The 25617-nt window shown below is 60.2% G+C and carries 13 protein-coding genes; 7 read left to right on the top strand and 6 right to left on the bottom strand.

The window, feature by feature from the left end:
• Positions 1–2 precede the first annotated feature (2 nt).
• The 3 genes from AB1462_RS01445 (at position 3) to AB1462_RS01435 (ending at position 2558) form a co-directional block, all read left to right on the top strand.
• Positions 3–1247 carry a hypothetical protein gene (locus AB1462_RS01445; protein ID WP_367246031.1) on the top strand — a complete coding sequence of 415 codons (1245 nt, stop codon included), beginning with the start codon at positions 3–5 and terminating at the stop codon, positions 1245–1247.
• Positions 1248–1308: 61 nt separating this feature from the next.
• A complete protein-coding gene (locus AB1462_RS01440; RefSeq protein WP_315335543.1) occupies positions 1309–2070 on the top strand; it encodes a molecular chaperone in 762 nt (253 codons plus the stop codon).
• A 5-nt stretch (positions 2071–2075) separates the two neighbouring features.
• A complete protein-coding gene (locus AB1462_RS01435) occupies positions 2076–2558 on the top strand; it encodes a CS1 type fimbrial major subunit (protein WP_090410129.1) in 483 nt (160 codons plus the stop codon).
• A gap of 66 nt (positions 2559–2624) precedes the next feature.
• Here AB1462_RS01435 and AB1462_RS01430 read toward each other — a convergent pair whose 3' ends face one another.
• Together AB1462_RS01430 and AB1462_RS01425 are read right to left on the bottom strand one after the other, a co-directional pair.
• On the bottom strand, positions 2625–7790 hold the full coding sequence (locus AB1462_RS01430) for a DUF6543 domain-containing protein (RefSeq protein ID WP_367246030.1): 5166 nt from the start codon (positions 7788–7790) through the stop codon (positions 2625–2627).
• Positions 7791–7935: 145 nt separating this feature from the next.
• Positions 7936–11034 (bottom strand): transglycosylase domain-containing protein, encoded by a 3099-nt coding sequence (locus tag AB1462_RS01425; RefSeq protein ID WP_367246028.1) that lies wholly within the window; start codon positions 11032–11034, stop codon positions 7936–7938.
• 376 nt (positions 11035–11410) lie between these two features.
• Here AB1462_RS01425 and AB1462_RS01420 point away from each other — a divergent pair, with 376 nt between their 5' ends.
• A complete protein-coding gene (locus AB1462_RS01420) occupies positions 11411–12829 on the top strand; it encodes an amino acid permease (RefSeq protein ID WP_090408882.1) in 1419 nt (472 codons plus the stop codon).
• A gap of 42 nt (positions 12830–12871) precedes the next feature.
• Here the strand turns inward: AB1462_RS01420 and AB1462_RS01415 are convergent, their stop codons facing one another.
• Both AB1462_RS01415 and AB1462_RS01410 read right to left on the bottom strand, forming a co-directional pair.
• Positions 12872–19369 (bottom strand): NEL-type E3 ubiquitin ligase domain-containing protein, encoded by a 6498-nt coding sequence (locus tag AB1462_RS01415; RefSeq protein ID WP_367246026.1) that lies wholly within the window; start codon positions 19367–19369, stop codon positions 12872–12874.
• Between the two features lie 70 nt (positions 19370–19439).
• A complete protein-coding gene (locus AB1462_RS01410) occupies positions 19440–20573 on the bottom strand; it encodes an OpgC domain-containing protein (protein ID WP_367246024.1) in 1134 nt (377 codons plus the stop codon).
• Between the two features lie 221 nt (positions 20574–20794).
• Here AB1462_RS01410 and AB1462_RS01405 point away from each other — a divergent pair, with 221 nt between their 5' ends.
• From AB1462_RS01405 to AB1462_RS01395, 3 genes are read left to right on the top strand one after another with little or no spacing between them, the layout of a single operon-like run.
• Positions 20795–21169, top strand: a complete 375-nt coding sequence (locus AB1462_RS01405; RefSeq protein ID WP_090408877.1) for a GtrA family protein — start codon at positions 20795–20797, stop codon at positions 21167–21169.
• Positions 21166–22149: a glycosyltransferase family 2 protein gene (locus tag AB1462_RS01400; RefSeq protein WP_090408876.1), complete on the top strand. Its 984-nt coding sequence runs from the start codon at positions 21166–21168 to the stop codon at positions 22147–22149. Before AB1462_RS01405 ends, AB1462_RS01400 begins: the two co-directional genes overlap by 4 nt.
• Positions 22146–23627 (top strand): glucosyltransferase domain-containing protein, encoded by a 1482-nt coding sequence (locus AB1462_RS01395; protein WP_367246023.1) that lies wholly within the window; start codon positions 22146–22148, stop codon positions 23625–23627. The genes AB1462_RS01400 and AB1462_RS01395 overlap by 4 nt, the downstream gene beginning before the upstream one ends.
• A gap of 72 nt (positions 23628–23699) precedes the next feature.
• Here the strand turns inward: AB1462_RS01395 and AB1462_RS01390 are convergent, their stop codons facing one another.
• Both AB1462_RS01390 and AB1462_RS01385 read right to left on the bottom strand, forming a co-directional pair.
• On the bottom strand, positions 23700–23984 hold the full coding sequence (locus tag AB1462_RS01390) for a putative quinol monooxygenase (protein ID WP_090408874.1): 285 nt from the start codon (positions 23982–23984) through the stop codon (positions 23700–23702).
• 12 nt (positions 23985–23996) lie between these two features.
• Positions 23997–25616 carry an FMN-binding glutamate synthase family protein gene (locus AB1462_RS01385; protein WP_259192909.1) on the bottom strand — a complete coding sequence of 540 codons (1620 nt, stop codon included), beginning with the start codon at positions 25614–25616 and terminating at the stop codon, positions 23997–23999.
• Position 25617: the final 1 nt, after the last annotated feature.

Raw genomic sequence — 25617 nt, 5'->3', positions numbered from 1 at the left:
CCATGACGAGAACTCTGACGATGAAACCCCTCAACACCTTGATCCTGTCCATGGGCGCTGCGTTGTGGCTCGGCTCATCCGCGTTGCAGGCGGCCGAGCAGATCACCGCGCGGTTTCGGCCAGACCCTGCCAACCCGATGAAGAACGACTTCGAAAACACCACGCCGATCAGCTCGATCTGTGCGGCGCATATTCCGACCCAGTGCCGGGCGTTGGGCATTTTCAGCCTGCGCGATAACGACTTCACTGCACAGTCCAACCAGCCCATCGAAGCCAATCATGAAGATGACCGCAAGGGCTTTATGGTCAAGGTGCCGTCGGACTGGCGAGACCTGCAAGTGACCCATACCGCCACCGGGGAAACCGAGACGGTACAACTGCGTATCGCAGGTGTCGGTTCATTGTGGACCGTGTCCCATCCACCCGGCGTATCGGGCTGGGCGCAGCCGGGTATTGGTTGGTCATCTCAATGGCGGAATGCACCAAGCCCCTGTCAACGCACTGGTCACCTTGCTGCCAGTGATCGTTGGGCTTCCTATTTCTGGCTGACACCCGAAGGGGCGGGGCCTTGTGGTCGAAAACCCTCGGTAGGTTTTAGTGCTATGAGGTACAACTCCATGGAGTACGCCTACGAACTCCGAACACCCAACCCCCTGACCATGTCCGGTGGTCAATACCACGGCAGCATCACCTACACCATGGGGCCCGGCGGCGATTACGACTTTGGCGACGTGATGGTCCTGAATAAGAACGCCCTCACTTTCGACTTCATCCTCAGCGTGGAGCACGACCTCAAGGTCGACATCCCCCCAGGCGGCAACCGCATCGAACTGCTCCCCGACGGCGGCTGGCAAGCCTGGCTCAACCGCGGCCGTGCGCCCACGCGGCTGTACCGCGACCAGACGTTCCGCATCGCCGCCAGTTCGCGGTTCAAGATGCAGTTGGAGTGTTCGATCGTCATGGGCAACACCTGTGGCCTGCGCAACGCCAATGGCGACGAGGTGCCGCTGCAGATCGCCGTGACGCTGCCCAGCGGCATCGACGGGCGGGGCAACCAGGCCGTGCAAAAGCGCCCCTTGCGCCTGGATGGCGACGGTACCGATTTGTTCCAGCCGTTGTTCTACGTCAACAATCGACCCGGCACCCTGCACTTTGAAGTCCTGCGTGACGACATGGCCGAGATGCTCAAGCAGCCGGGCAGCACCTATACGGGCGTGGCGACCGTGATCTGGGACTCAGAAATTTAGCCCGGCCCTGCACCATCGGCGGGCCCGGCCCGCCGCATTCAATCAATGAGGCGTAGTAAACATGAAACAAGCAGTGTTATGGATCGGGTTGTGCCTGATGTCCCTCACGGCCCACGCCGGGCCGTTGATCAATGTCGGGGTGGTGTATGACTACCTCGAGGGCGATCGCAGCTCCTACCTCAAGCGCGTGTTCAATGGCGGCACCAGTACCGCGTTCGTCAAGGTCAACGTGCTGGAGATCCTCTACAACGCCGACGGTACTACCCGCGAAGTGCCGGTGGCTTCGATGACTGATGAGAAGGGCATCACCACCAGCCGCGACGGCCTGATGGCCAGCCCGTCGCGCTTGATCGTGCCGGTGAACGGGCGCCAGGGCACCCGCCTGTTGTACATGGGGCCGCGGGACAAGGAGCGTTATTTCCGCCTGCGCTTCATCCCCGTGGTACCGGAAAAAGACGACAACTTCGGCATCAGCGATGAAGAGCGTGCCGATTACAAGGACCATCTGGCAGCCGGGATCAACGTCATGGCCGGCTACGGCACGGTGTTTTTCGTGCGCCCCAAAGACACGCGTTTTGACACCCGGATCAACGAGACGGCCGAGCAATACCAAGTGCGCAACGCCGGCAACAGCACGGTGGTGCTCGATGAGTTTCACGATTGCTCGGCCACCGACGCCAGCGACTGCGTGCCCACCACCAAGCACCACATCCTGCCCGAGCGTCAATTGACGTTCGAGAAAAAGCCTGGCCGGCGCTACAGCTTCGTGCTGGTGGAAGGGCTGGATAAAAAACCGATGAAGGTCGAAAAAAGTAACGGGTGATCATGATGTTCAAGCAGCTGACAAGACTAGGGGTACTGGCGGCCTGCATGCTGGCGGCTAACCACACCGCAGCGATCCAGGAGCGCCACTCGTTCGACGTCTCGGTGACCATACCGGTGCATGAGGCCTACGTGCTGCCGTCCGAGCCGGACTGGATGGGCCAGGAGCAATTGCTGGCCTGGAACCTGGTGACGTCGGAACTGGGCCGCCTGCGCAAGAACTTCGACGTAAAAAACCTCAACGGCGGGGTCGCTGCTCGACTGGGGGCTGAAGCTTACCTGTTCAACGGCCGCAACCGGATCGACCTGCAGGTGTTGTTCAACCAGGTTGCGCTGACCCTGGAGCCCACGCAGGTGGTCAACGCCGATGAGGCTCGCGTGGGCCGCCGCGCTGAGCTGAACATCGCCGCGATTGAGCCCGAAGGCGGTTATCGCGGCGGTGAGTATTACGGCACGGTGCACCTGGTGTTTGATTTCCTGGCACCGTGACGCGCTTGAGCCGGCTGCGCCCTGCAACGTCTGGCGTGTCAAACGACGCGCCGGTTCGTTGTAGCGTTATTCGGCACTTCTTCGCAGTAACTGGTGGGTCTGCTCACGGGACCATTCCTTGCTGCGTTCGCTCACGTCGCTGAGCAGTTGGCCATAGAGTTCATCGGACATTGCCTCGTCGAGCGGTACCCGGTCTTCGACCAGCAGCTGTTGCACCCATTCTTGCAATGCCTGCTGTTTTTGCGCGCGCTGTTCGTCGGTTAACTCCGTGGAATGAGCATAGGCGTGCAGTTCGTCCCTGAGCTTATCGAGCAGTGCCAACTGTTTTTCGGTGCTCATTTGGTTCGCTTCATAGTCCGTTGCGTATTGCTCCTTGAGGAAGCGCTCCCAGTACGGTTCCAGCAGCATTTGGTCCACCAGGCCGTCACCCTCGCTTAACGCCAGTACCGCCGTGTAGGCCTGGGTGATGGACGCTTCGCTGACCTCGGCCGTTGCGCGATACAGCATGTGTTCGCTGACCCAGGGCAGCCCGAGCCGACCGGCCAGGCGTGTCTGGTAGGCCAAATGGACTTCCACTTCGTCGACGGTCCCCGGCTGGCCGTCGACCACCTGTGAGGTCAGTCGCAGTCCCAGCCCGCCTTGTTCGACAGGCTTGAGGCGGTGGGCAATGTCGGAGCGCGCCACGTGGTTCAGCAGTTTGAGGTTGGCGGCGCCCCTTGCCAGCTTGACCATACGCGTTTCGCGTTCGGCGGGCGTGCGGCTGAAATACTGTGCTTGGTTGGCTTCTACCTCGATGCCCATGTTGGTGAAAATCTGTAACCCTGCATCCGGGCACAGGCCTGGAAAACTGGACATCCTGAACAACTTTTTGCGTAGATCGGCGTCGCCGTACATGGCCGAGAGCATGGTTCGTAGTTGTGATCTCATCTGCGCGTTGTTGTGTGTGTAGAGCGCTTCATCGCTTGAGTCTTCGAAGAACTCCGGAGGTTCGAGCGCCCGGATCACTTCGAAGAAGCCTTGGGAGTCGTGCTCATGTTCCAGCGCGTCCCAAAGCGTTCGATATTTGTCGCGGTTTTCATCATCCAGGTCTTCAACCCAAAAATCGCTTTTACCCAGGGGCTCATAGGACCGATGAGGGTCAAGCCCGGCGGCTATTCTGTAGGCTTCCAAGCGGTTCTGCGCTTCCAGGCTCAGGCTTGTGCGGTCCAGCCGGGTAAGGGCAATCATGGTTGCCGTTTCGGAATCAACCGCGACATCGGGGACGTCGGTGATGGAAGTGCCTTGCAGCTCCAGGATGAATGTTTCGGGACGCGATTGTGCAAAGAGTCCAGCGGGCCACTCCTGGATATGGGTGTGGTTGAGCAGGAGCATATCCAGATCGGGCATCAAGCTGACATCCGGCACTGCATCCAACGGGTTGTGCTCCAGGCTCAACAGGCGCAGGCGCTTGAGGCCACGCAGATGCGCCAGCGCCGGGCCATCCAGGACGATCTTGTTATGCGCCAGGTTCAACTCCCTGAGCAGGCTCATGTGTGAAAGGGCCGCTGGCAACGCTGTTAACGCGTTGCCTCCCAGGTCGAGGCTGCGCAGATGGGGGAAGTGCTGCAAGAAACGCGCTCGCTCAGGGGTGAAATCAACACCGTTTATGATCAGGTGTGTGACTTGTCGCAGGTCCGCTGGCAACTCCGGAATTTTTTCGGGCCAGGGTATTTCAGACAGGTCCAGTTGAACTCTGCGGTGTCGCTGACCGAACTTGTCGTGCAGCCGAGTGCTGCCTTCGCGCCAGGCCTCCATCAGGGTATGGGCAAAATTGCCACGGTGTTCTCGCTCGACCGCTTCCAGGCGGCTGCGTCTTGGCCATCGGGTACTGGATCTGACGTAGCGGTCCAGCGTCGTTTCAAGCGTTTGCCCTTCGGTTTCCAGGCGCACCAGCAGGGCCAGGCCGTCTTCGCTTTGCGCCTGGTGAGCAAAGTCTCTTACACCTTGTTCGGACATCTCGGGCAGCCACCGTTTAATGCGGTCCTGCAGGGCCACGGTTGAGGTGTCTGCGTGCGATAGGCGGCGCAAGGTGCTGAGGAAGTTGCCGCCCCCCAGCAGTATCAGGGTTTCACGTTGCGCCTGGGGGCGGATCGGCGGTTCAGCAAGGATCAGGCGTCGTTGCGCGGCGGCTTTGTTTTTTTCGATCAGCCATGACCTGAATCGCTCGCCGTCGATAAAGTGTTTGTCGGTTGTCAGGGTATGGAAAACGGCAGTGTAAAAGTCGGTGGGGCCATGCAGCTGCCTGCCTTGGGCATTGACGATGCGGTACTGGGCTTTTTTGTTGCGCACCAGGATACGGATGTTCGGAGCATCGAGTGAGCCGACGTGGGTTCGCAAGTTGCCGGTGGGGGTTCGGTCACGTATTTCGATACGCAGCCGGTCCAGTGCATCGGTGTGCATCCTTAAGCTATTGAGTGCCAGGGTCTCCGCGTCTACCGACAGGGGGCAATCCTGATGGATCTGCTCGAATACCCGGGTGCTGGTGACTTCGAAACCCAGTTCTTCGGCCTGGTTTTTCACCTCCAGCGGCACGCGTCGGTCTTCATCCATCACTTTCAGATGGCGTCTGCGGGTGTGCTCGAGCAGGCGCTGGGCAATGTTCCGCGGTATGTCCGGGTACTCGCTGCGAAGCAATTGGACATGCGGGTCGCCTGAAGCTTCCTGCGCGCTGTAGAGGTGCAGTCTTAGCGACTCACTTTGCTGTTCTATGTGCTCGGCAAGCCGTTCGCGCAGTGCCTGGGCCCGTTCCGGTTCCGGCACCATATCCGCCAGCAGTGCGGTGAGTTGATGTTCGTCCAGGAACATCACGACTTTCTCCGGCAGGCGGCCAGACATGACGTCGGCGATGCTGAGGCTGAGGGTATCGCTGCCCTGGGCCGTCGGACTGCCATAACGACGGGGGGTACCCGAAAGATCGGACTGCTGATAAACCAGCAAGGCCTTGTCCGCTGGCCAGCCTTCCAGTTCGGTGACCATTTGTTCAAACCAGTAGGACGCCGGGTCCAGTGGCTGGTTCATGCGAAGGCTTTCGACGCTGGTTTTGATCTGCTTGTCGTTCTTGAAGCGTTTCAACGTATCGGCCAGCAGCGGTGGCGTCGGTTGATTGTTGACGTACATGTGGCGCAAGGCGCCGAACTCGACATCGCTGATGATACGAATCTGCTCCAGTTCACCGGCACTCAAGCCCTCCGTCTGCGGCCCTAACCGACGCATTAACGTTTGATTGCTCCAGGCGCGCGGCTGTTCGCCTTCCAGTACACAGGCGCCGGTGCCGTTGAGTGCCACGGAGGGTCGATAGGCATCGACACGTGTGGGATGAGCGAGGTGGAAGCGTTGAGACAGCGGATCCTGCACGATTTCATAATGGCGGTTGCCCTGGCGCGCAATCTTCTTGCCGCGGTGGTGATACAGGCCATTCTCTTCAGGCGGGAAATCCGAGGGCAGGCTCAGATTCCGGTGCTGGTAGGGCGTCAGGTCCGGGTGCCACAGACGGTTTTCGCCTGAAGCGGTTTGTACCGGTTGGAGTCCCGCTATAAAGGGCGACAGCTTTGTCTCGGCGACCTGGCTGAGCTGCCCGCCGGCATGGAAGATACCGAGTTGGATAACGTTTTCAGCCACGCCGATGATGTGCTGCCATCCCTCAAGCTGCCGTCCCTCGGCCCAGTCGACAATGCCTTCGAAGGTGTCGTCGAGTAATTGGTAGGCGGTGTAGGCCAGCATCAGTTCACCGAGTACCGGCACGACCGGGGTGATCACCAGCAGCGCTGCGTTGAACAGGTCCGAGAGCATTTTTTCCAGGTTGTCCCACCATTCCCAGCGCGCCATGCGGTCGGCGTAGGCGGTGGAGACGGCGATTTGCCGGGCGTCATTGATGATCTTGTTCAGCTTGACCCGACAGAGGTAATTCCACAGATCATCGGAGGCAGGCACGGCGGCGCGGTTGGCGGTATCGTTGCGGGTCGCCAGGACGCTGACCCGCAGGTTCGGGGTTTCCACGGGCGTTTCTCGCCAGTTGGGGCGGCTGTCCCCGGGCTGGCTGGGATGCCAGCGTACGGTCTGGAGCAGGTTATTGAGTTGTCCAAAAAAGCGGCCGCGCTGTTCATGTTCGATGAATTGACTGAAAAACGGCTGGTAGCTGGGACGCGACGCGCCTGGCTCCGGCGAACGCAGCTGGAGGATCAGCTCTTTGACGAATGCGGCTGAGGAGTCGTATTCCTTGAGTGGGTGGTCAGGGTCCTCCGGGATGTAGACCAGTATTTTCACGACCGCAGCGGTATGCCCGGCGAGGCTTTCGATCACGGTCTGCAAAGGCGAGGGGGGATCCGGTTGTCGGGGCGCAATGATCCACGGCCCGATCACGCGGGTGTCCAGTATGTTCAGGGTGTAGAAATCTACCGGCTGGCCGTTCCACCGCAGGTTGGGGCGCCCCGCCAGCATGGACTGGACAAGGGCGTAGGTTTCATCGCTGATATGCCGGTTGGCCAGCGCCAAGTGAGCCGCGCTGTTCAGGGCAGCCTTCTGCTGATTGACGAGCGTGACGCGCAGCCGTTCTGCGACCTGCGGATTGTCGAGGCCGAAGGTGGTGCGCAGTTGCTGTTGGTAACGGGCGCCGATATCGAGGGTGCGGCACAGGGCTTTGAAGGTCTCGGCGGTCAGCGCCTGGCCGGTCACCGCGTGGGTCAGGGTCAGCGTGCGCTGTTGCCCCTGACTGTTGGCGGCGGACAAAAAGGCAAAGTCAGCGAAGGTTTCCGAGGACGAGAAATTGTGCAATGCGGCATCCAGCAATGTGACGGTGCGGCTAGTGACGCCGGGCGCGGCATTGATTGTCCACCAGGGCAAATTGGCCGGTGAGTACAAGCGGATTGAAGTCTGCGCTACCTCGATCTCGCCATAGTCCCGCAGCGCTTCCTTGAGCAGTGGCTCGGCAAAGGCCCGAAGGTCGCTCAAGTGGGCCAATTGTTTGTCGACGGCGTTCTGAGCGGCCCACTGTTCGGCCAGTGCTTGTTTCAACGGCGCGCGAGCTGCAGGTATTGAAAGGTTGTGTGGGATCGTCGGGGTCAGGGCTTTCAGTGCGCCGATGTGCCGCGCATGGGCGTCGATCAGCCAGGGTGGGAGTTGTTGCGTGATGAAGGTGTAGGAATCCGGGGTTTTTCCTGCAACCGGAAAGACTCGATCCGTGAGAGCGGGGGGCATGACAAAACGACCTTTTAAACTGAGTGAGGTCGTTGAATTATGCGCGGGATACCGCCGGTTAAAAGCTTGAAATCCAGCTGGGAATCGGTGGTATTCGATGCACTATTCAGAACTGAAAAACAGCGGGATAACACCCTGCCCAGGGTCAGTGGTTGGCCATCGACGGCAGGCACAACGTCTGGGCTCCTGGCTTTAGATAGGGGGTGAGGATCGGCGCCATGCCCTTGAGCACCTGCACGGGCAAGGCTGATGTAAACGTGAAGTGCTGCGCCGAACTGCCCGGCACAAACGCCGTCAGTGTGCCGAAGTGCTGCTCGCCGATGTAGAACACGAACGTCGCGGTACGGTTGATCGACTTGGAACTGAGTATGCGCCCCCCGGCACCGATGGCTTCAATGCGGTTGTCACCGGTGCCGGTCTTGCCGCCCATGGTCAGGGGCGTGCCATCGGCCAGCTTGAAACTGCCGGCCACGCGTTTGGCGGTACCGGCATCCACCACTTGCGACAACGCACCGCGCAGGGCCGCCGCGACTTCGCTGGGCATCACCCGTTTGCCGCGATCAGGCTGGTTGACCAGGCGCGTTTCATAGGGCGTGTCGGCGGCGAAGTGCAGGCTGTCGATACGCAGGGTCGGTTCACGCACGCCGTCATTGAGGATGATCCCGACCAACTCTGCCAGGGCCGCCGGACGGTCGCCGGAGCTGCCGATGGCCGTGGCCAGGGATGGCACCAGATGGTCGAACGGGTAGCCGACCGCCTGCCAGCGCTGATGAATATCCAGGAATGCCTCGACCTCCAGCATGGTGCGGATGCGGCTGTCGCGAGCGCTCTTGTGGCGGCTCTTGAACAGCCAGCCATAGACTTCCTGACGTTCGTGCTCACTGGCGGCGACAGCCTCGGCGAAGGTGGCGTCGGGGTGGTCCAGCAGGTAACCGAGCAGCCACAACTCCAGTGGGTGGACCTTGGCGATATAGCCCTGGTCCGGCAGGTCGTAGGTACCGGGGCCGTAGTCCTTGTAGAGCTTGGCCAGGCGTTCGTCGGTGAGTTTTTCCGGGGCCTTGGTGTTCAGGTGTGCGCGCACAAAACGGTTGAAACTCTCCTGGCTGGCCTGGGGCAGCAGGTAACGGTGCACGGCAGCCAGGCGAATGGCAGTGGGGTGCATGCCGTCAAGAAACGTGTCGAGCCGCGCCTGGGTGTCCTTGTTGCGGTAGCGCTTCCAGAAACGCAACAGGAAGGTAGTGCCCTCGCGGTCGGCGAATTGCGCCAGGTACTCCTGGCGGCGCGGGTCGTTGTCGTCCTTGAGCAACTCGGCGCTGCTGTTGGGCCCCTGATAAGTGCTGTAGCGCACCAGGTCGCGCATCAGGCGAATGAACGGCAGGTTGATCGACTCACGCAAGGCTTCACGCAGCGTGGGGTTGCGGCCGTTGTCTTCGTTACGAAAATTATTGAAGTGATGCAGGCCGCCGCCGGTGAAAAAGCGTTCGCCGGGGCTGGCTGAATACTGCCGCTCGAGCGCCGCGTCGAGCATCTTCGGCAGGCTCTGGTCGCGGTTTTGTGCGAGGTAATCCACGGCCCAGCGCGACAGGCGATCCTGCTCATCGAGGTTGATTTTTTTCAGCTCGGCGGGTGTCTGGCCGGCATAACGGTCGTGCAGTTCGCTGATGATTTGCAGGTAGGTGGTCAGCACGCGCAGCTTGGCGGTGGAGCCCAGTTCCAGCTTGCTGCCTTCGTTGATGTCGAAGGGCTGGTCGGTGTTGTCGGTCTGTACCCGCACCCGTGCGCCATCGGCGGTCATCTCATAAAGCGTGAAGCTGTAGCGCACTTGCGCGGTGCTGGCGGGCGTCAGCAGGCGCGGGCCGAGCAAGCCGATTTGCCCGGCGAAGGCGGGGTCGGCCAGCTGCTTGAGGTAGGCGGTGGCCTGGGTTTGCAGCTCATCCTGCAGGGTGCTGGTGGCGGACAGGTCCAGGCGGTCGAGGTCGTACAGCGGGCGATTGAGCAGGGCGGCCAGGCGGCTGCGGGCAACGCTGATGCCTTTGTTGGTTTCAATCGGTTGGATCGTCGGCTGTTGCTGCCAGTCGCGATAGCTGACCTTGCTGGCCAGGGCGGCCTGGGCCAGGGCCGGGTCGATGACCGCGTTCTGCGCGAGCAGGCGAATGTGGCTGTCGGTCAGCTCCGCCAGTTCGGCGTGGCCTTTGGACAAGTAGTGCGAAGGCCGGCGCTGGGCAATCATCAATGACAACACTTCACGCAAGGCCAGGCCTTTTTGCCCGAGGGTTTGCGTGCTGTTGTCGGCAAGCAGCGCGTTGGTGCGGTTGAAATCGGCGCCGTACCACACCCGCAACCCTTCGGCCATTCCGTGCACTTCACCGTGGCCGGGCACGGCGGACAACGGCACGCTGTTGAGGTAGTCGCGCACGATGTTCTGGCGGGCCTGCAAGGTCTGCGGGCCGTCCTGGTACGCACGCACGCTGGCGGAAAACATCTGGCGCAGCTTCTCGCCGCCCGACAAGGTCAGGCCGTCAGGGGAGTGACGGTATTTTTCCAGTTGCGTCGCCAGGGTGCTGCCGCCGGCGGTCTGCCCGGGCAAATGCAGGAGCCTGGCCACTTGTGACCAGGCGGCTTTGGCGAAGCGTGGCCAGTCCACTGCGGGGTTGGCTTCGGGTTGGGCCGGGTCGAGCAGGTCGCGGTTCTCGATGAACAGCAGGCTGTTGACCACCACCGGCGGAATCGCAGTGAAGCTTTCGTACAGCTGCTGCGGATAGTTGTGCTGGTAGAGCGGCACGGCGCGGCAGTCGGTGATGGACAACCCGGCCTGGATCTTTTCCGCATAAGGCACGAACAGGCCCTTGGCACTGTAGTCCATCAACTCGGCCGAAAAGCGCGCCTGGCTTTCGATCGCATAACCGCGCTTGAGCAGGCGCGGCAGGAACGTGGCGAGGTCGCTGTAACCCAGGCGCCGGTCGAAGGGGCCGGCACCGGGGTAGGCGATTGCCGGGCTGGGGCCGGGCTCCAGCTGGTAGGTGAGGTCACGGGCCAGGCGGCTGAGTTCCTGGGCCTGCAGGCGTGAGGTGCGCATCTCTTTAGCGGCGGCAAACCCCAGGGCCACCAACGCCATCAGCACAATCAACCAGAACAGGCGCCGTGCGTAACGGGGCCTGGGTTTATTTTGGGGTAAAGGCGCTGGGTCCGAACTGCCGTGTACTTTCGCAGCCTTGCTCGATTCGGTTTGCCACAGTGCGCCCATAGTCGATTGATCCCTTCACGCAGATAGATCGGACTTGCCTGAAGTCTAGTCGCTGATGGCTGTGTGTGAGGGAATTGTGTATTGGGTGTCGGAATCTTCCGATGGATTTGCTACGGTGCTGCCGCGACGTTTTGTCGCCAAAGACAGGTCAGACACTCCTGTAAAATTGCATTTTGACCGACGCTTCCCCTGAATTGCCTCGTTTTTATAGTGAAAGGCCCTGCTCCTGGCTTTTTATACTGCACGCCCCGCTGATCTTGCCTGGCAAGAAGGGCTCGTCCATGAGGCGGCCCGGTTTCAACAAGGGCGCAGGCTTACCGGCTTGCCCCCTGGAGACTCGACGGACACTCCAATAACAAAATGAGGTTGTACCCCTATGCCAGTTGGCAACCACCTGCCCCATGGCGAGACCGCTTCGGGCGGCCCGCTCAAACGCGAACTGGGCGAGCGGCATATTCGCCTGATGGCCCTCGGCGCCTGTATCGGTGTCGGCCTGTTCCTCGGCTCGGCCAAGGCCATTGAAATGGCCGGCCCGGCCATCATGCTGTCCTACATCATCGGTGGCTTGGCCATCCTGGTGATCATGCGTGCCCTCGGCGAGATGGCCGTACACAATCCGGTCGCCGGCTCGTTCAGCCGTTATGCGCAGGACTACCTCGGGCCGTTGGCCGGTTTCCTGACCGGCTGGAACTATTGGTTCCTGTGGCTGGTGACCTGCGTGGCGGAAATCACCGCCGTGGCGGTGTACATGGGCGTGTGGTTCCCCGATACGCCGCGCTGGATCTGGGCCCTGGCGGCGCTGATCAGCATGGGCACGATCAACCTGATCGCGGTGAAGGCCTTTGGTGAATTCGAATTCTGGTTCGCGCTGATCAAGATCGTCACCATCATTGCCATGGTGATCGGCGGCGTGGGCATCATCGCGTTCGGCTTTGGCAACGACGGCGTGGCGCTCGGTATTTCCAACCTGTGGGCCCATGGCGGCTTTATGCCCAATGGCGTGCAGGGTGTGTTGATGTCCTTGCAAATGGTGATGTTCGCCTACCTGGGCGTGGAAATGATCGGCCTCACCGCCGGTGAAGCGAAGAACCCGCAAAAGACCATCCCCAGTGCCATCGGCTCGGTGTTCTGGCGCATCCTGCTGTTCTACGTCGGCGCGTTGTTCGTGATCCTGTCGATCTACCCCTGGAATGAAATCGGCACCCAGGGCAGCCCGTTCGTGATGACCTTCGAGCGTCTGGGGATCAAAACGGCGGCGGGCATCATCAACTTCGTGGTGATCACGGCGGCGCTGTCGTCCTGCAACGGCGGGATTTTCAGCACCGGGCGCATGCTCTACAGCCTTGCGCAGAACGGCCAGGCGCCGGCCGCGTTCGGTACCACATCGAGCAACGGCGTACCGCGCAAGGCGCTGCTGTTGTCGATCTTTGCCTTGCTGCTGGGGGTGTTGCTCAATTACCTGGTGCCGGAGAAAGTCTTCGTCTGGGTGACCTCCATCGCCACCTTCGGCGCGATCTGGACCTGGGTGATGATCCTGTTGGCCCAGCTCAAGTTCCGTAAGAGCCTGAGCCCGGCCGAACAGAAGGCTTTGAAGTACCGCATGTGGCTGTACCCGGTCAGTTCCTACCTGGCGCTGGCATTTCTGGTGCTGGTAGTCGGCCTGATGGCGTACTTCCCGGATACCCGCGTGGCGTTGTATGTGGGGCCGGTATTCCTGGTGCTGCTGACCGTGTTGTTCTATGTGTTCAAGTTGCAACCGACGCAGGTCAGCCAGGGCTCGCCCCGCTCGGCTTGACGCAGCAAGCCCCGGTGCCCGCCTTGGGCGCCGGGGCCTGGTTCAGGCGCGTTGCAGCGCGGCCTGGGTGGCGACGGTCAGTTGTCGCACCAGGCGATTCTGCTCGTCCTGCTCCAGGTCGATCAGTGACTGACGCCGTTCCAGATGCTCGTCCGAGTGTCGGTCCGGCACCTCTTTTTCCAGCAGGCTGACTTTGTAGCGAATGGTGTCCTTGATGGTAGCAAAGGTCTCCGGATGGCTCCTGGCCAGGTATTCGATCCAGAACCCTTCCATCAATAGCCATTCCTGCAGGGCCGGGCTGTTGCCGAGCCTGCGCAGTTGCAGGCGGGCGTTATTGATGACCTCCGTGGTCACATAGTCTTCGACGCTGTACAGCAGTTCCAATGGGTGAAAGGGCAGGTTGAACTCGGTGGTCAATTGGGCACGGAAGTAAATCGTGACTTCGGCCGGGTCGACTTCCAGGCCGGCCAGTTCCCGGTCATGAATGAATTTGTCGGAGATATGGTCGAGCTGGTTGAGGTAGAAGCGTCCGGCGGACAAGTCAATCAGCGCGCGGTCACTCTCGTAGCTGCGGCTCTTGGCTTTGGCCATGTGGATCCGGTGTTCAAGCTCCATATTGGTAAAGGCCAGCAGCACACTGTCGCCGCAGTCACCCGAGCCGTAGGTGTTAAGGAACACGTTATTGCGCAGCTCGCTCGACTCGCCCATGGCCAGCAGCAAGGTCCATACCCGTTGCGTCAAGGCCTCCCGACGAGCGCCCCCGGCGGTGTAGGCGTAGGTATTGGTCAGGTCCGCGAGCACCCTGAAGGCATCATCGGGATTGGCGCCTTCGTGGTGTTTGAGTTGCTCCCACAACGTTCGGCGCGCCGCGACATCGGCTGTGGGCACGCCGCTTAACCAGGATGAAACAGCGTCAGCTACTGGCGCTTGATGCGGTTGCCCAAGTGCGCCGCCGAGCCTGATACCGGTGGTGTGCCGGTGCTGTTCGATACGCTCCAGGGTGGCTGGCGAGAGCGGGTTTTCATGCAGCAGGATAGTGCGGCGAGGCGGGCCGACGCGCTCATCGTTGAACAGCGTTTCGGGAAGGTCGGTGATTGCGTTTTCTTGCAGGTGCAGTTCCTCCAGAGACGGCAGCAGTTCCGCGCCCGTGGGCCATTGGGTCAGCCCGGTATTCGCCAGGTTCAGATGCCGCAGGTGGGTCATGGCGCTGACATCCGGGGACACGCCAAGGTCTGGGTTGTCCTCCAGGACCAACCGCTGCAGGTTGACCATGGATGCCAGGCGCTGGGCCGAAGCTTCGGTCAGGCGGATATCGTTATCACTGAGAGTCAGGTGGGTGAGTTGGGTCATGTCAGTGATGGCTGCGGGTAATTCGTGCAGCCGGCAATCCAGATGCAGGCCGCTTAGCCCGGTGAATTTGCTCAGGAACGCATTGGCTGTTTCAGGAAAGTGATTGCCCGAGATTTTCAGAAAGTCGATGTGTGAAAAGCCTTGATTGCCGCTGATGAAATGGGCTGGCGGCAGGTCGCCGTCATCCAGTTGCAACTCCAGGAATTGGGCGTGAAACACCCCGGCGAGGTAGGTAATGGAGCGATTTTCGTGGCGCCAGGCTTCTCGCAGCTGTTGCGCGAGGTAGCGACGGCTGGCCAGTCTCAAGCCCAGCGGATCCTGGGTGGGTTCATCCGCACTCTGGGGTGTGTCTGCCCAGCGCTCCAGCTCGATGTCCATGTCGTGGTATTCGGTGCGCCGGCGTTCGATTTCGACCAATGCAGCCGGCTCGCTCATGTTCAGCGAGCGGATGAAATCGCGGGCATCGGAATCTCTCATCCGGGGGTAAAGCTCTTGGACCTTGGTGACCAGGTCGGGTGGCCGATGACCACTGAACGGCCAGAGCCGGCTCCACATAGGGTAGGCCAGGAATGTCCGTTCCCCGCCCATGGGCGGCACCATCCAGGGTTGCAGGTGGGTCAGGTCCAGGAGGCTTTTGATCTGTACCCGTTGGCTGAGTGCAAGCGTGAGAATCTGTTGGCGCAACCCTGACAAGCCTGCCTCATCGGTCGCCTCCAGCGCGTTCTTTTCGTCGTCGGACAAGGTGGAGAGAATAACCCGCAGCAACAGGTTCGATGGCTGGCCGAGCGGGTTGCCCGACCTGTCGTAGGCCTGGTAGCCGCGTTCGGTCCTGGCGAGCGTGCGGCGTTCGGTGCCGGTGATCGGGCCTGCGCTTTGCAGCAGGGGCCCGAGGTTGTTGCCTTGGTGAATGTCGATGCGCACGCCTGCGGGCCATGCGGGCAAGTCCTTGAGCACATGCAAGGTGATTTTGTCGCTGTCGGCGTTGATACAGGCGTCGGAGTACAGACCCTCATAGGCGCGGTTCAGACGTACGTCGTCGGCGGACAGGCGTGCCTGTTCGGCAAGGCGCAAACCGGGCGCTTTCTTTTGCTGCAGCTGCTTGAGTTCCTTGGGCGTGGCCTGGCCGAGAATCGCCTCGACACTGCTGTTGGGCAGGCCTGGGTGGTGGACTTTGAAATGCCTTACCAACTCAGTGTCACGGTCTTCACTGCGTTGATAGATCGACTCCAGGAGCTGCGGCTTTTCCCGTTCGGTGAACTCGACGATCTGCTTCACCAGTTTGAACAGGCGGTCGTCGCGGGAATCTGGCAATTCACCGAGCACGGCCTGGGTCACCTCATCGTCGGTGATCACGGTGTCCAATAGCCTGGCGTTCTCGTAGTCACTCTTCTTGACCACCAATGCTTTGTCGTTTGGCCGGTTGCGGTCAGGGTATTGCTGGACAACCCGGTTGTCGGTGTCGACCACACGCAGGACGTGGCTGTCAGGCCAACTGGGCAGGCTGGAAAGCACCAGCAGCTGCAAGTCGGGACGGGCGATACGCGAGGTGGGAGTGTTGCCGATCGCCTCGATGAACTGCCGGATCTCCTGTTCCATTTTCAGGCGTTTGCAGGTGTCGGCCAGCAGCGGTGGTGCGGCATGGCCGGCACGGTGGGCGTGGCGCAAGAGCCTGGACGGAGTGTTGGTGAGGGCGAGGATATTGGCGGACTCGGCCTCTGTAAACGCGTAGGTGTGGTTGCCCAGACGGTAGAGCAGTTCATGGTCGTCCCAGGTCATCGGGTTTTCGCTGGCAAGGCGCCAGGCACCGTGGCCGTTGTGGGTGAGTGACGGGGTGTCGACCCCGACTTTCCGAGGGTGGCGCAGACGCCATTTGTGCAGGACTTTGTCAAACACGATCCGGTACAGGGAGCCGTAGAGCGGCAGGTAATGCTGGGTATTCCACTCGAAAATACCAAGGGCGTCAGGTGCCAGGTCGGTGGGCGGCGTGAGGGTGTGTTCGTATTGCATCAGCGAACCGTTGACCAGGCTGACATAACCGGCCGCGCTGCGCTTGCTGCTCATGTAGTCACCCAGCCGGGTGCGCAGGCCCTGGGCGTCGGTGGCGCTGCTCATGCCCAGCAACTGCCGCTCGTGGGGCTGCAATACCGAAGCGATGGCCAGGTAAAAACTGTCCACGGTTGCAGGCACGGGAATCGTGCCGCCGTTGACCACGTCGTACGCCTCATATACGCCGTTGCCATAGTGGCGCAACTCCACCGTGGGGTCCTGCGGGCCTTTGAATACGTAGGGTTTGGCGATGTGCCCGGCGACCATTTCGGTCATCACGAACGGGCGCTTGAGGGTATTGCGCACCAGCGCCGAGGCGAACTCCCGGGCCCATTGGTCAATGTCGTCATTGTAGGCGCGGGCGTGGTACAAGCCGTCGATGGCCGCATCGATACGCAACGCGGTGCGGTGGTTGTCCAGCAGTTCATGGAAGGCGCTCGGCAGCGTGCCTTGCCGCAAGTAGGCCTGTTGCTGCTGGGGCGTCAGTGGATGCTGCTCCAGCAGGCGCTCCAGATTGGCCGGGGACAAGGGGCGGTTGAGGTCACGCAGTTTTTTCAGCAGCGGTGTGACGGCGACCAGGGGGGGCAAGGCCGTGGCGGGCAGAAACCGGCGCACGTTCGCCGGTACAAGCTGCTCGCTTTTTTCGTAACCGGCGTAGTTCACCAGGGCGCTGAACAGTGTCATGCGCTCATCGCTGGCCAGTTGCGCGACCTGTCGACGTAGCACCGTGATGCGCTGCGCAGAGGTGTGGGGAGCATGCCCCTCCAGGCCCAGTTGCGAGAGGGTGGGTTGCAACGCAATGATCAGATTCAACAACGGCTCATCGGCATTGGGTACCAGGTGCGCAACGTCCCGTGCGCTGTAGGTGCCATCCTCGGCCCTGATAATGTCGATGGCATGGGTGGGTGTTGGCGGGCGCTCGGTTTTGCTGTAGCTCTCGATCACCGTGCGCTGGCGGTCGCTGATACTCAGGGTGGTGTTCGCTGGCCAGTCGGGCAGTTGCGTCAGCAGGCACAGTATCGCGCTGTCACCGTGGGGCGGCAGGTAGCCGGGCTCGTTGAAGCGGTCGATGATCAGTTGGATGACCCGGTCGACCTGTAGTCGCCGCACGCCTTCGATCAGGTTCAAGGGCGCCGGCTCCGACCGCCACACCTTGTCCAGTGTTTCCCGGGTGGTAGAGGTGCTGCGCAGCATGGTTTCCAGGTCTGCTGCCGGCGCCAGCGAGGAACCGTTGGGCAGCATGCGTTGTAGCAGCTCGATGTCCGAGAGGGTGTGGGCATTGTGCAGGTCGAAGACCCACGCCTGCTTTGCCGGGTTGAAAAGGATGGGCGGGGTGTAGCCATCGCTGCGTTGATGTTTGAGCACGTAGCGCATCTGCTGGTCGTCGTGTTTGACCTGTGCCACCAGAAACTGGTCACCTTCATTGAGCTTGACGTATTTCTCGCCATTTACGCTGTAGACGCCCAGGGCATCGGGGCTGCGGCCGTCCAGCAGCGACTGTCGATCATGGGCGTAAGGTTGCGCGTCGGGTTTCCACAACTGAGGGCTACCGCCCGAGCGGATGACCTTGCGCGGGTTACCTAGGTTCTGCATCAGCGTTTGCATGCGTTGGCGCTGCAAGCGGCCGGCCGTGGCGGTCAACTGGCCGCTGACGATCAGGTCGGCAACATCCGTGAGGCTGCTGGCAAAGGCACTGGCGTCGCCTTTGACGGCCTGGTCCAGGCCCTGGATCACGCTGTAGGTCAGGCTGCCCAGCATCAGCACTTGCAAGGTGCGCATCATGCCCGTCACGCCCCCGGGCACCGGGGTCAGGAGCAGGTCGAGGACCTCGGACGCAATCGCCTGCGCCGCGTCCTTGAGGGCTTGCCAATCGGCTTCGGAGCGATTGACGGCGAGTGTGTCGAGGTCTGCCTGGCAGCGTTGGATCTGCCGGTAAGTCATGGCCTCTACCAGGCTCACTGGCCGTCCCGTCTTGGCGTCGGCGGCGAAGTGGATATCCTTGAGGGTCTGCGCCGGGAAGGCTTTGTGAAAACCGTCATACAGTTTTCCCGCAAGCCAGTTCAGGCCTTCCGGCCGAGGCTTCTTGGTCACCAGTTTGGAGAAGACGGACATGCCCACCAGGGGCAATTGCCGGGAAAACCAGCCCAAGTCGTCGTTTTGATGGCTTTCGAGCAGTTGCGTGCGGAATGCTTGCTCCGCCGCGCGTGCGTCGGGGTGATAGCGCAGTGCGCCCCCAGGGCGGAACGGAAAGTACGACAACACACCCAGGGCCGCGACGCGAATCAGCAGCAGAGGCACCGGAATTATGGTGTCCCAGGGCACGAAGGGAACGGCCGCCACCACCGTTACCCCCGCTGTAAGGCCCAGTGAGTCAATCTCCGGTTGAGCCCCTGTCTCATCAATGGCCGCATTCAACAGGGTATACATCTCGCGGGTCAGCCCGCTATCGGCACGGTTGCGCCAGGCGTCCAGCACATCGAACTGCAGTAGCGTCCTGGCTGAAACACTCATCAGGCGGCGCAGTGTGCCGTTGTCCCCCAAGGTGGCGTTGATGCGGCTTTTCAGTTGGCCGCCCAGGTCCAGTTCGCGTGCCACGTCGATAAACGCTTGTGCCGAGAGGCTGCGATCATCGCCTGGCCCAGCGACATGGCTGGCTTGTACCAGGCTGTAGCCGGACTCTGTGGTCCTGCCGTAGGTGAAGCCAAAGTTGACGCAGGCCGCCTCCCACAGGGACATGCTTTTGACGTGATCGACGTAGTGCCAGTCTTGCGTGTAGGAGCGGCGACGGAATCGGGTCCGTTCTTTACGTTCAGGTTCCCAAGGGAAGGGCTGTTCCACTTTTTCCCGGTAAACGGTGTTGAACCGGAAGGCTTCGGGGTCACGCCCGTCAATGCGGCTGCGCAATTGGGCCAGGCCTTCGGTCTTGAAGGCCTGTACCACGCGCTCTTTTTCGGTTTCAACCGCGTTAAGGGCCGCCAGGGCTTCGCGTTGCAGTCTCACATAGCGTTTTTTTTCATCGGGCGTGAGGGCGCCCAATGCATGCGTCAAGTTATGCCGGATCTGCTCCACAGCTTCTTGCTGTGCCCAGGAGATGCTCGATTGCAGATTGCCGGATAAGCCGTTGAGTAATTGAGAAGTCGGCATGGATGGGTGGCCTTTCACATATTGAGTGGAAGGCCGATGTAATCACCACGCGCACGATGCCAGGGGTTAACTATTTACCCGTAGCGAGAGGGCGGTGCCGGGAGGCATCCAGGTTTTTAATGAACTCCAGCCAGGCCGCCAGTGCAGCCATCAGCAACAGGCCCAGCAGTGCGCTGAACACCTGCATCGGCCAGGCATCCTCGACCTGGGCGTTGAGCATATCGGCCAGTGGCGCCAGCAATACTCCCAGGCAGAACACCTCCAACGAATAGCGGCCCATGCGGCAGCTCTGTTGCGCCAGCCAGTTTTGCGTCCAGGCACGACCCGGCAGCAGCTTGGCGGTGACATACGCCAAGGCGAGAAAGTGCACCAGGCGCACCGGTGAAAGGTCGGTCTTGCTGATGGGGTACAACATGTTGCTGACGATGGCGGGCATCCAGGCATCGTGAAGGTGCGGCCAACGCCAGGACAATGTAATCACCCCGGCCAGCAGGGCATAGGCTGCCGCCGCGATAAACAACGGTTGCCGGCGCAGCGGCCGGGTATCGGGCGCGCGGGCCTGGCCGGCCTGCACCGCCGCCGCGCCGCCGAGGATAAACAGAAACTGCCAGGTCACCGGGTTGAAGTACCACACACCGTCGGCAATCGCCCGCAGGTTCCAGCCCATCCAGGGCGCCAGCAGATACACCGTCATCGACAGCCCCACCACCACCCACGTCTTGCGCAACAGCAGCGGCAACACCAGCGGCAAGCCGGCAAGCAGCACGATATACAGCGGCAACGGGTCCATCAGGTTGGGTTTGAAACGCAGCAGCAATTCATCGGTCAGGGCCTGTTGTGGGTGGGTGACGAAGTGCGTCAGGCCCATCTCCTCGACCAGGTCGCGGGTCTCCACATGGCTGTTGGCGAAGAACACGATACCCATCAGCATCGCCAGCAAAAAGATGTGCACTACGTACAACACCCAGGCTCGGCGCAGGATTTTCAGGGCGGTGACCCAATATCCTTCGGCCTGCAGAATTTTGCCGTAGGCCAGTACGCAGGCATAACCGGCGAGGAACACAAACACTTCCGCAGCATCGCTGAAACCGAAATTGCGCAGGGTGATCTGGCCGAGGGGGTTGTGGGGGACGTGATCCCAGAAAATGAAGATCAACGCCAGGCCCCGAAAAAAATCGATGCGCGGGTCGCGTCCGTTCAGCATGGCAGCGGGCTCTTGAACTGAGGGTTTAGTAATGACAGGCAAGCGGCGGTGAAGTCTTACGCCGTGCGTCGGGCGGGCGCAGGTTGGCGACATTTGTAAGCAATTGCAAAGGCCGGGTATTACAGAATGTCTCAACCGCGCGACGGGTACCTGTTAATTCTGACAGTAGACGAACAATGACGGACGTGGCTTGCTGGAGGCAGGCGGAACAGGGCGACGGCATGGCCAGACTGTGGAAGGGATTCTCCAGCTACACGGTGATTGGGGTCGCCAATACGCTGATCCATTGGCAGCTGTTTTTTGTGTTCAGGGCTGTACTGGACCTTAGCCAGGCCGTGAGCAACTTTCTTGCCTTTTGTGTGGCGGCGTCCTTCTCGTTTTATGTCAACGCGATCTACACCTTTGCCATGTCTGCATCGTTGGCCCGCTACCTGGTGTTCATGGCGTGCATGGGCGGTTTGAGCCTGGGCGTGGGCTGGCTGGCGGACCGCTGGCGTGCGCCGGGGATCGTCACGGTGGTGGTGTTTTCGCTGGTCAGCCTGGTGTGCGGTTTTTTGTTGTCACGCTGGGTGGTGTTCCGCGAGCGTGGGCAATGAGGATTTCGCTGATCGTGCCGGTGTTTAACGAGGAACAGGCCATCGAACCGTTCTATCGCGCGGTGCGCGAGGCACCCGGTTTGCAGGCTCACGGCATCGAGATAGTGCTTATCGACGATGGCAGCACCGACCGTACGGCCGAGCGTGCCCGGGCCCTGGCGATGGTTGACAGCGATATGGTGTTGATCAATCTGTCGCGCAACTTTGGCAAGGAGGCCGCGCTGTTCGCCGGGCTTGAATACGCCACGGGCGAGGCCGTGGTGCCTATGGACGTGGACCTGCAAGATCCGGTCAACGTGATCCCGCGCTTGATCCATGAATGGCGGAACGGCGCCGATGTGGTGCTGGCCAAGCGTCGGGACCGCTCCAGCGATGGCTACCTCAAACGCCGTAGCGCGTCGTTGTTCTATCACCTGCTTAATCGAATTTCCTACACGCATATCGAAGAAAACGTCGGCGACTTCCGGTTGATGGACCGCAAGGTGGTGGATGTGATCAAGGCCCTGCCCGAACAGCAACTGTTCATGAAGGGGGTGTTGTCCTGGGCGGGGTTCGGCGTGGCCATTGTCGAGTACGACCGTGCCCCCCGCACGGTGGGCCAGAGCAAATTCAACGCGTGGAAACTGTGGAACCTGGCATTGGATGGCATCACCTCGTTCAGCACCTTGCCGTTGCGGTTGTGGAGTTATATCGGTGGCGTGATTTCGCTGATCGCATTGGTGTATGCCGGGTACCTCGTGCTGGACAAAGTGCTGTTTGGTAATGAGGTGCCGGGGTACCCATCGTTGATGACGGCGATCTTGTTCCTGGGAGGGGTGCAGCTGATTGGGATCGGGATACTGGGGGAATATGTGGGGCGCATCTATATGGAAACTAAGCACCGGCCGCGTTATGTGGTTAAAGGCGTTGTGAGTCGGGGCGAGCAAGTCGCCGAAGAGGCAGGTGTTTGGAGTGATCTTAAGGGAGGCGCCGAAAAGTGATTACCTATGAATGGTCGAGGAAGGAAAGTTTTATATTTTTTTTAGTGGCTGTTTTAGTCTATGTGTATCCCTTGACCCTGGCTGACTACTTTTACGTTGAAGATAGCTTTAGGGCTGCGTATGGGTACGCGTCATGGCGTGCTGAAGGGCGTTTTTTAATTGACGGTTTTTATCATTTCTTATCCCTCTCAAATGGCGCCCCAGACTCATCCCCATTGGGCCTGTTGGTCGCGTGCGTGGTCATGGCTACCGCATTGGAGAAGCTCGCATTTCATTACTTTTGTCACGTGAATGTGTTTTCGTCGATGGTGGTGTTGCCGGTGTTTTTCAGTCCCTTGTTTTTGAGTGATCTTGCTTATAAATACGACGGCCCTGTGATGACTTTAGGGTTGGCGATGATGGTATTTGCTATCACCTTTAAGTCTGAACGGAAATGGCTGGAGTGGTGGGGCAGCACGTTACTGGTTGGCAGTGCGTTGTGTATTTATCAGCCACTTATCAATGCGTTTTTCGGATTGTGTTGCATCGAATTGTACAGAGCGATTAAAGATAAAAAAGCAACCCGTGAATGGGTGATGTTGGGTTTGGAAAAGGCCATGCAGGCGGGCGTTGCCTCGCTTTTTTATCTTTGTGCGATCGTTCCCTTTATGGGCACGGAACGGCAGCAGCTTCTTGCTTTGGATAAGGATTGGCCGGTTGTCATGTTCCAGCGTTTAGAAAATGCGGAAGAAAGGATTCGCCCTTTATATACGGGCGATAGTGCCTGGTTTTTTGGTGTGATGGCGATTCTATTTGGGATGGGTTACGCCTGGGCTGGTTTTTCTGCATTGCGTGAGCGTCCAGGGTGGGTGAGTAAAGTGCTGGTGAGTTTGGCTTATATATCGATAGTGCCGCTGCTGATAATGTCTGTGCCGGGAATCATGCTTGTTTTTTTTTATGAGAATAATGATGCAAGGGCGATGTTGGGGAGCGGGCCTTTGCTGGTCTTTATAGTCCTGGTGATCTATCAATGGTTGAATGCTGTGCAGCGCAAGTTGACGGTGTTTGTTGTGCTGCCAATAATTTTATTTTTGTCAATTTCTTATAGTTATGGGCGAGTCTTGAGCCTGAAGAAGGAATTGGAAACCAGCGTGATGAGTAGTTTGGCTTATTCGCTGACTTCTAATGCGGCGCTGGCCTCGGTGGAGGTTTTTTACTTTAATGCCAGTGCTCAGGATTATTGGTTGCCAGCCTCTGCCGGAACCGTTTCGATCATGCCGGTTATGCCGTATTTAGTGGCTGCTGATTTTCTGTTTTTACCTGAGGCAATGGCCAGGGTAGGGATCACTAATGTGGTGCAGGCCAGCCATGAACATTCGGCCGGAGTACGACTGAAACCCGATGCTCGACCCATAATCGATAACTGGTTTTACTCCATTTACGTGGAGGATGGGGATGGTTATATCGTCATGAAAAAACAGCCTCGCGTTAATCCATGAAGGAACTGCCAACTGCCAGGCAGTTGCTTCAACGATACCGCCGATGGTCCGGTTCAGCGGGAAAAGGGTGAATTAGAACGCATCCATCAACAGCACTTTGCACGGCTTGGCCTGGTGCTCATTGATCTGCGGCACCAGCCGGGTGAAGTGTTCGGTCTGGCAGTGCGCATCCAGCGCGGCCTGGTCGGGCCATTGCTCGATGAAAATGAAGTGCCCCGGATCTTTTTGATCGACAAACAGATCGTAGGCGATGCACAGCGGTTCCTGGCGGGTCTTTTCCACCAGCTCGGCATACCAGGGGCGCACGGTATCGAGGTATTCGGGCTTGATGAAATCTTCAGCGATGACTTTCAACACGATCTGAATCCTTTAAGCAGCGGCGACTTCGTGGGGCTCAAAACTGTCTGCGCGCGCCATCTGCCACATGCGCGAATAGAACTCGCCGTTGACTTCGCCGGTGAGCAATTCACCCGGCTTGAGGAATACATGCAACTGCGAGAACAGCTTGATCTCGGTGGCCGACATACGCCGCACCAGATGCTTGGCCGACAGCTGCGACGGGTGATCCAGGCCTGCCGCCGCCAGCATCTCGGCCAGGGCCTTGAGGGTGTTACGGTGGAAGTTGAACACGCGCTGGGCCTTGTCCGGTACTACCAGGGCGCGTTGGCGCAATGGGTCCTGGGTGGCGACGCCGGTCGGGCACTTATTGGTGTGACAGCTTTGCGACTGAATGCAGCCGATGGCAAACATGAAGCCGCGCGCCGAGTTGGCCCAGTCGGCGCCGATGGCCAGCACGCTGGCAATATCGAAGGCGCTGACGATCTTGCCGCTGGCGCCCAGCTTGATCTTGTCGCGCAGGTTCAGGCCCACCAGGGTGTTGTGCACGAACAGCAGGCCTTCACGCAGCGGCACGCCGATATGGTCGGTGAACTCCACGGGCGCGGCGCCGGTGCCGCCTTCCTTGCCGTCGACCACGATAAAGTCCGGGAGAATGCCGGTTTCGAGCATGGCCTTGGCAATGCCCATGAACTCCCAGGGGTGGCCCAGGCAGAACTTGAAACCCACCGGCTTGCCGCCGGACAGTTCGCGCAGTTGCGCGATGAATTGCATCAGTTCGATAGGCGTGGAGAACGCACTGTGGCGTGACGGCGAGATGCAGTCTTCGCCCATCAGGATGCCACGGGTCTCGGCGATCTCTTTAGTCACCTTATGCTTGGGCAGGATCCCGCCATGGCCGGGTTTGGCACCCTGGCTCATCTTGATTTCGATCATGCGCACCTGCGGGTTCTGCGCCTGCACGGCAAAGCGCTCCGGGTCGAAACGGCCGTCGCTGGTGCGGCAGCCGAAGTAGCCGCTGCCCAATTCCCAGGTCAGGTCGCCGCCGTTTTCGCGGTGATAGGAACTGATGCTGCCTTCGCCGGTGTCATGGGCGAAATTGCCGAGCTTGGCGCCTTGGTTGAGTGCGCGAATCGCGTTGGCGCTCAACGAGCCAAAGCTCATCGCCGAGATATTGAACACCGACGCCGAATACGGCTGCGTGCATTGCGGGCCGCCGACCATTACGCGAAAGGCGCTGGGGTCGCTCAGCGGCGCGGGGCGCATGGAGTGGCCGATAAATTCGAAGCCCGACTGGTAGACGTCGATCAGGGTGCCGAAGGGCTTGTCGGCGGTTTCGTTCTTGGCGCGCGAGTAAACCAGCGAGCGTTGCGAGCGCGAGAAGGGCAGGGCGTCGCTGTCGGATTCCAGCAGGTACTGGCGAATTTCCGGGCGGATGGCTTCCACCAGGTAACGGATATTGCCCAGGATCGGGTAATTGCGGCGCACGGCGTGGGGGCTTTGCAGCAGGTCGAAAATGCCGATCAGGCTCAACACACCGGTGACCAGGCTGATGGGCCACAGCCATTCGTGTTGGATAAAGGGGAGGCTGGCGAGGGTGAAAATGACGCACACGGCAAAGAAGGCGTAACGGCTTAGCAAGGACAGGCTCATA

The organism is Pseudomonas sp. SB113 (genome assembly GCF_040754745.1).
Lineage (GTDB): Bacteria > Pseudomonadota > Gammaproteobacteria > Pseudomonadales > Pseudomonadaceae > Aquipseudomonas > Aquipseudomonas grimontii.
This window is presented reverse-complemented; position numbering and strand designations above follow the sequence as displayed.

Excerpts from the sequence above, each read along its gene's own strand:
- AB1462_RS01425 (WP_367246028.1), bottom strand. The coding sequence starts at position 11,034 with ATGGGCGCACTGTGGCAAACCGAATCGAGCAAGGCTGCGAAAGTACAC.
- AB1462_RS01430 (WP_367246030.1), bottom strand. The coding sequence starts at position 7,790 with ATGCCCCCCGCTCTCACGGATCGAGTCTTTCCGGTTGCAGGAAAAACC.
- AB1462_RS01440 (WP_315335543.1), top strand. The coding sequence starts at position 1,309 with ATGAAACAAGCAGTGTTATGGATCGGGTTGTGCCTGATGTCCCTCACG.
- AB1462_RS01415 (WP_367246026.1), bottom strand. The coding sequence starts at position 19,369 with ATGCCGACTTCTCAATTACTCAACGGCTTATCCGGCAATCTGCAATCG.
- AB1462_RS01405 (WP_090408877.1), top strand. The coding sequence starts at position 20,795 with ATGGCCAGACTGTGGAAGGGATTCTCCAGCTACACGGTGATTGGGGTC.
- AB1462_RS01410 (WP_367246024.1), bottom strand. The coding sequence starts at position 20,573 with ATGCTGAACGGACGCGACCCGCGCATCGATTTTTTTCGGGGCCTGGCG.
- AB1462_RS01445 (WP_367246031.1), top strand. The coding sequence starts at position 3 with ATGACGAGAACTCTGACGATGAAACCCCTCAACACCTTGATCCTGTCC.
- AB1462_RS01435 (WP_090410129.1), top strand. The coding sequence starts at position 2,076 with ATGTTCAAGCAGCTGACAAGACTAGGGGTACTGGCGGCCTGCATGCTG.
- AB1462_RS01400 (WP_090408876.1), top strand. The coding sequence starts at position 21,166 with ATGAGGATTTCGCTGATCGTGCCGGTGTTTAACGAGGAACAGGCCATC.
- AB1462_RS01420 (WP_090408882.1), top strand. The coding sequence starts at position 11,411 with ATGCCAGTTGGCAACCACCTGCCCCATGGCGAGACCGCTTCGGGCGGC.
- AB1462_RS01385 (WP_259192909.1), bottom strand. The coding sequence starts at position 25,616 with ATGAGCCTGTCCTTGCTAAGCCGTTACGCCTTCTTTGCCGTGTGCGTC.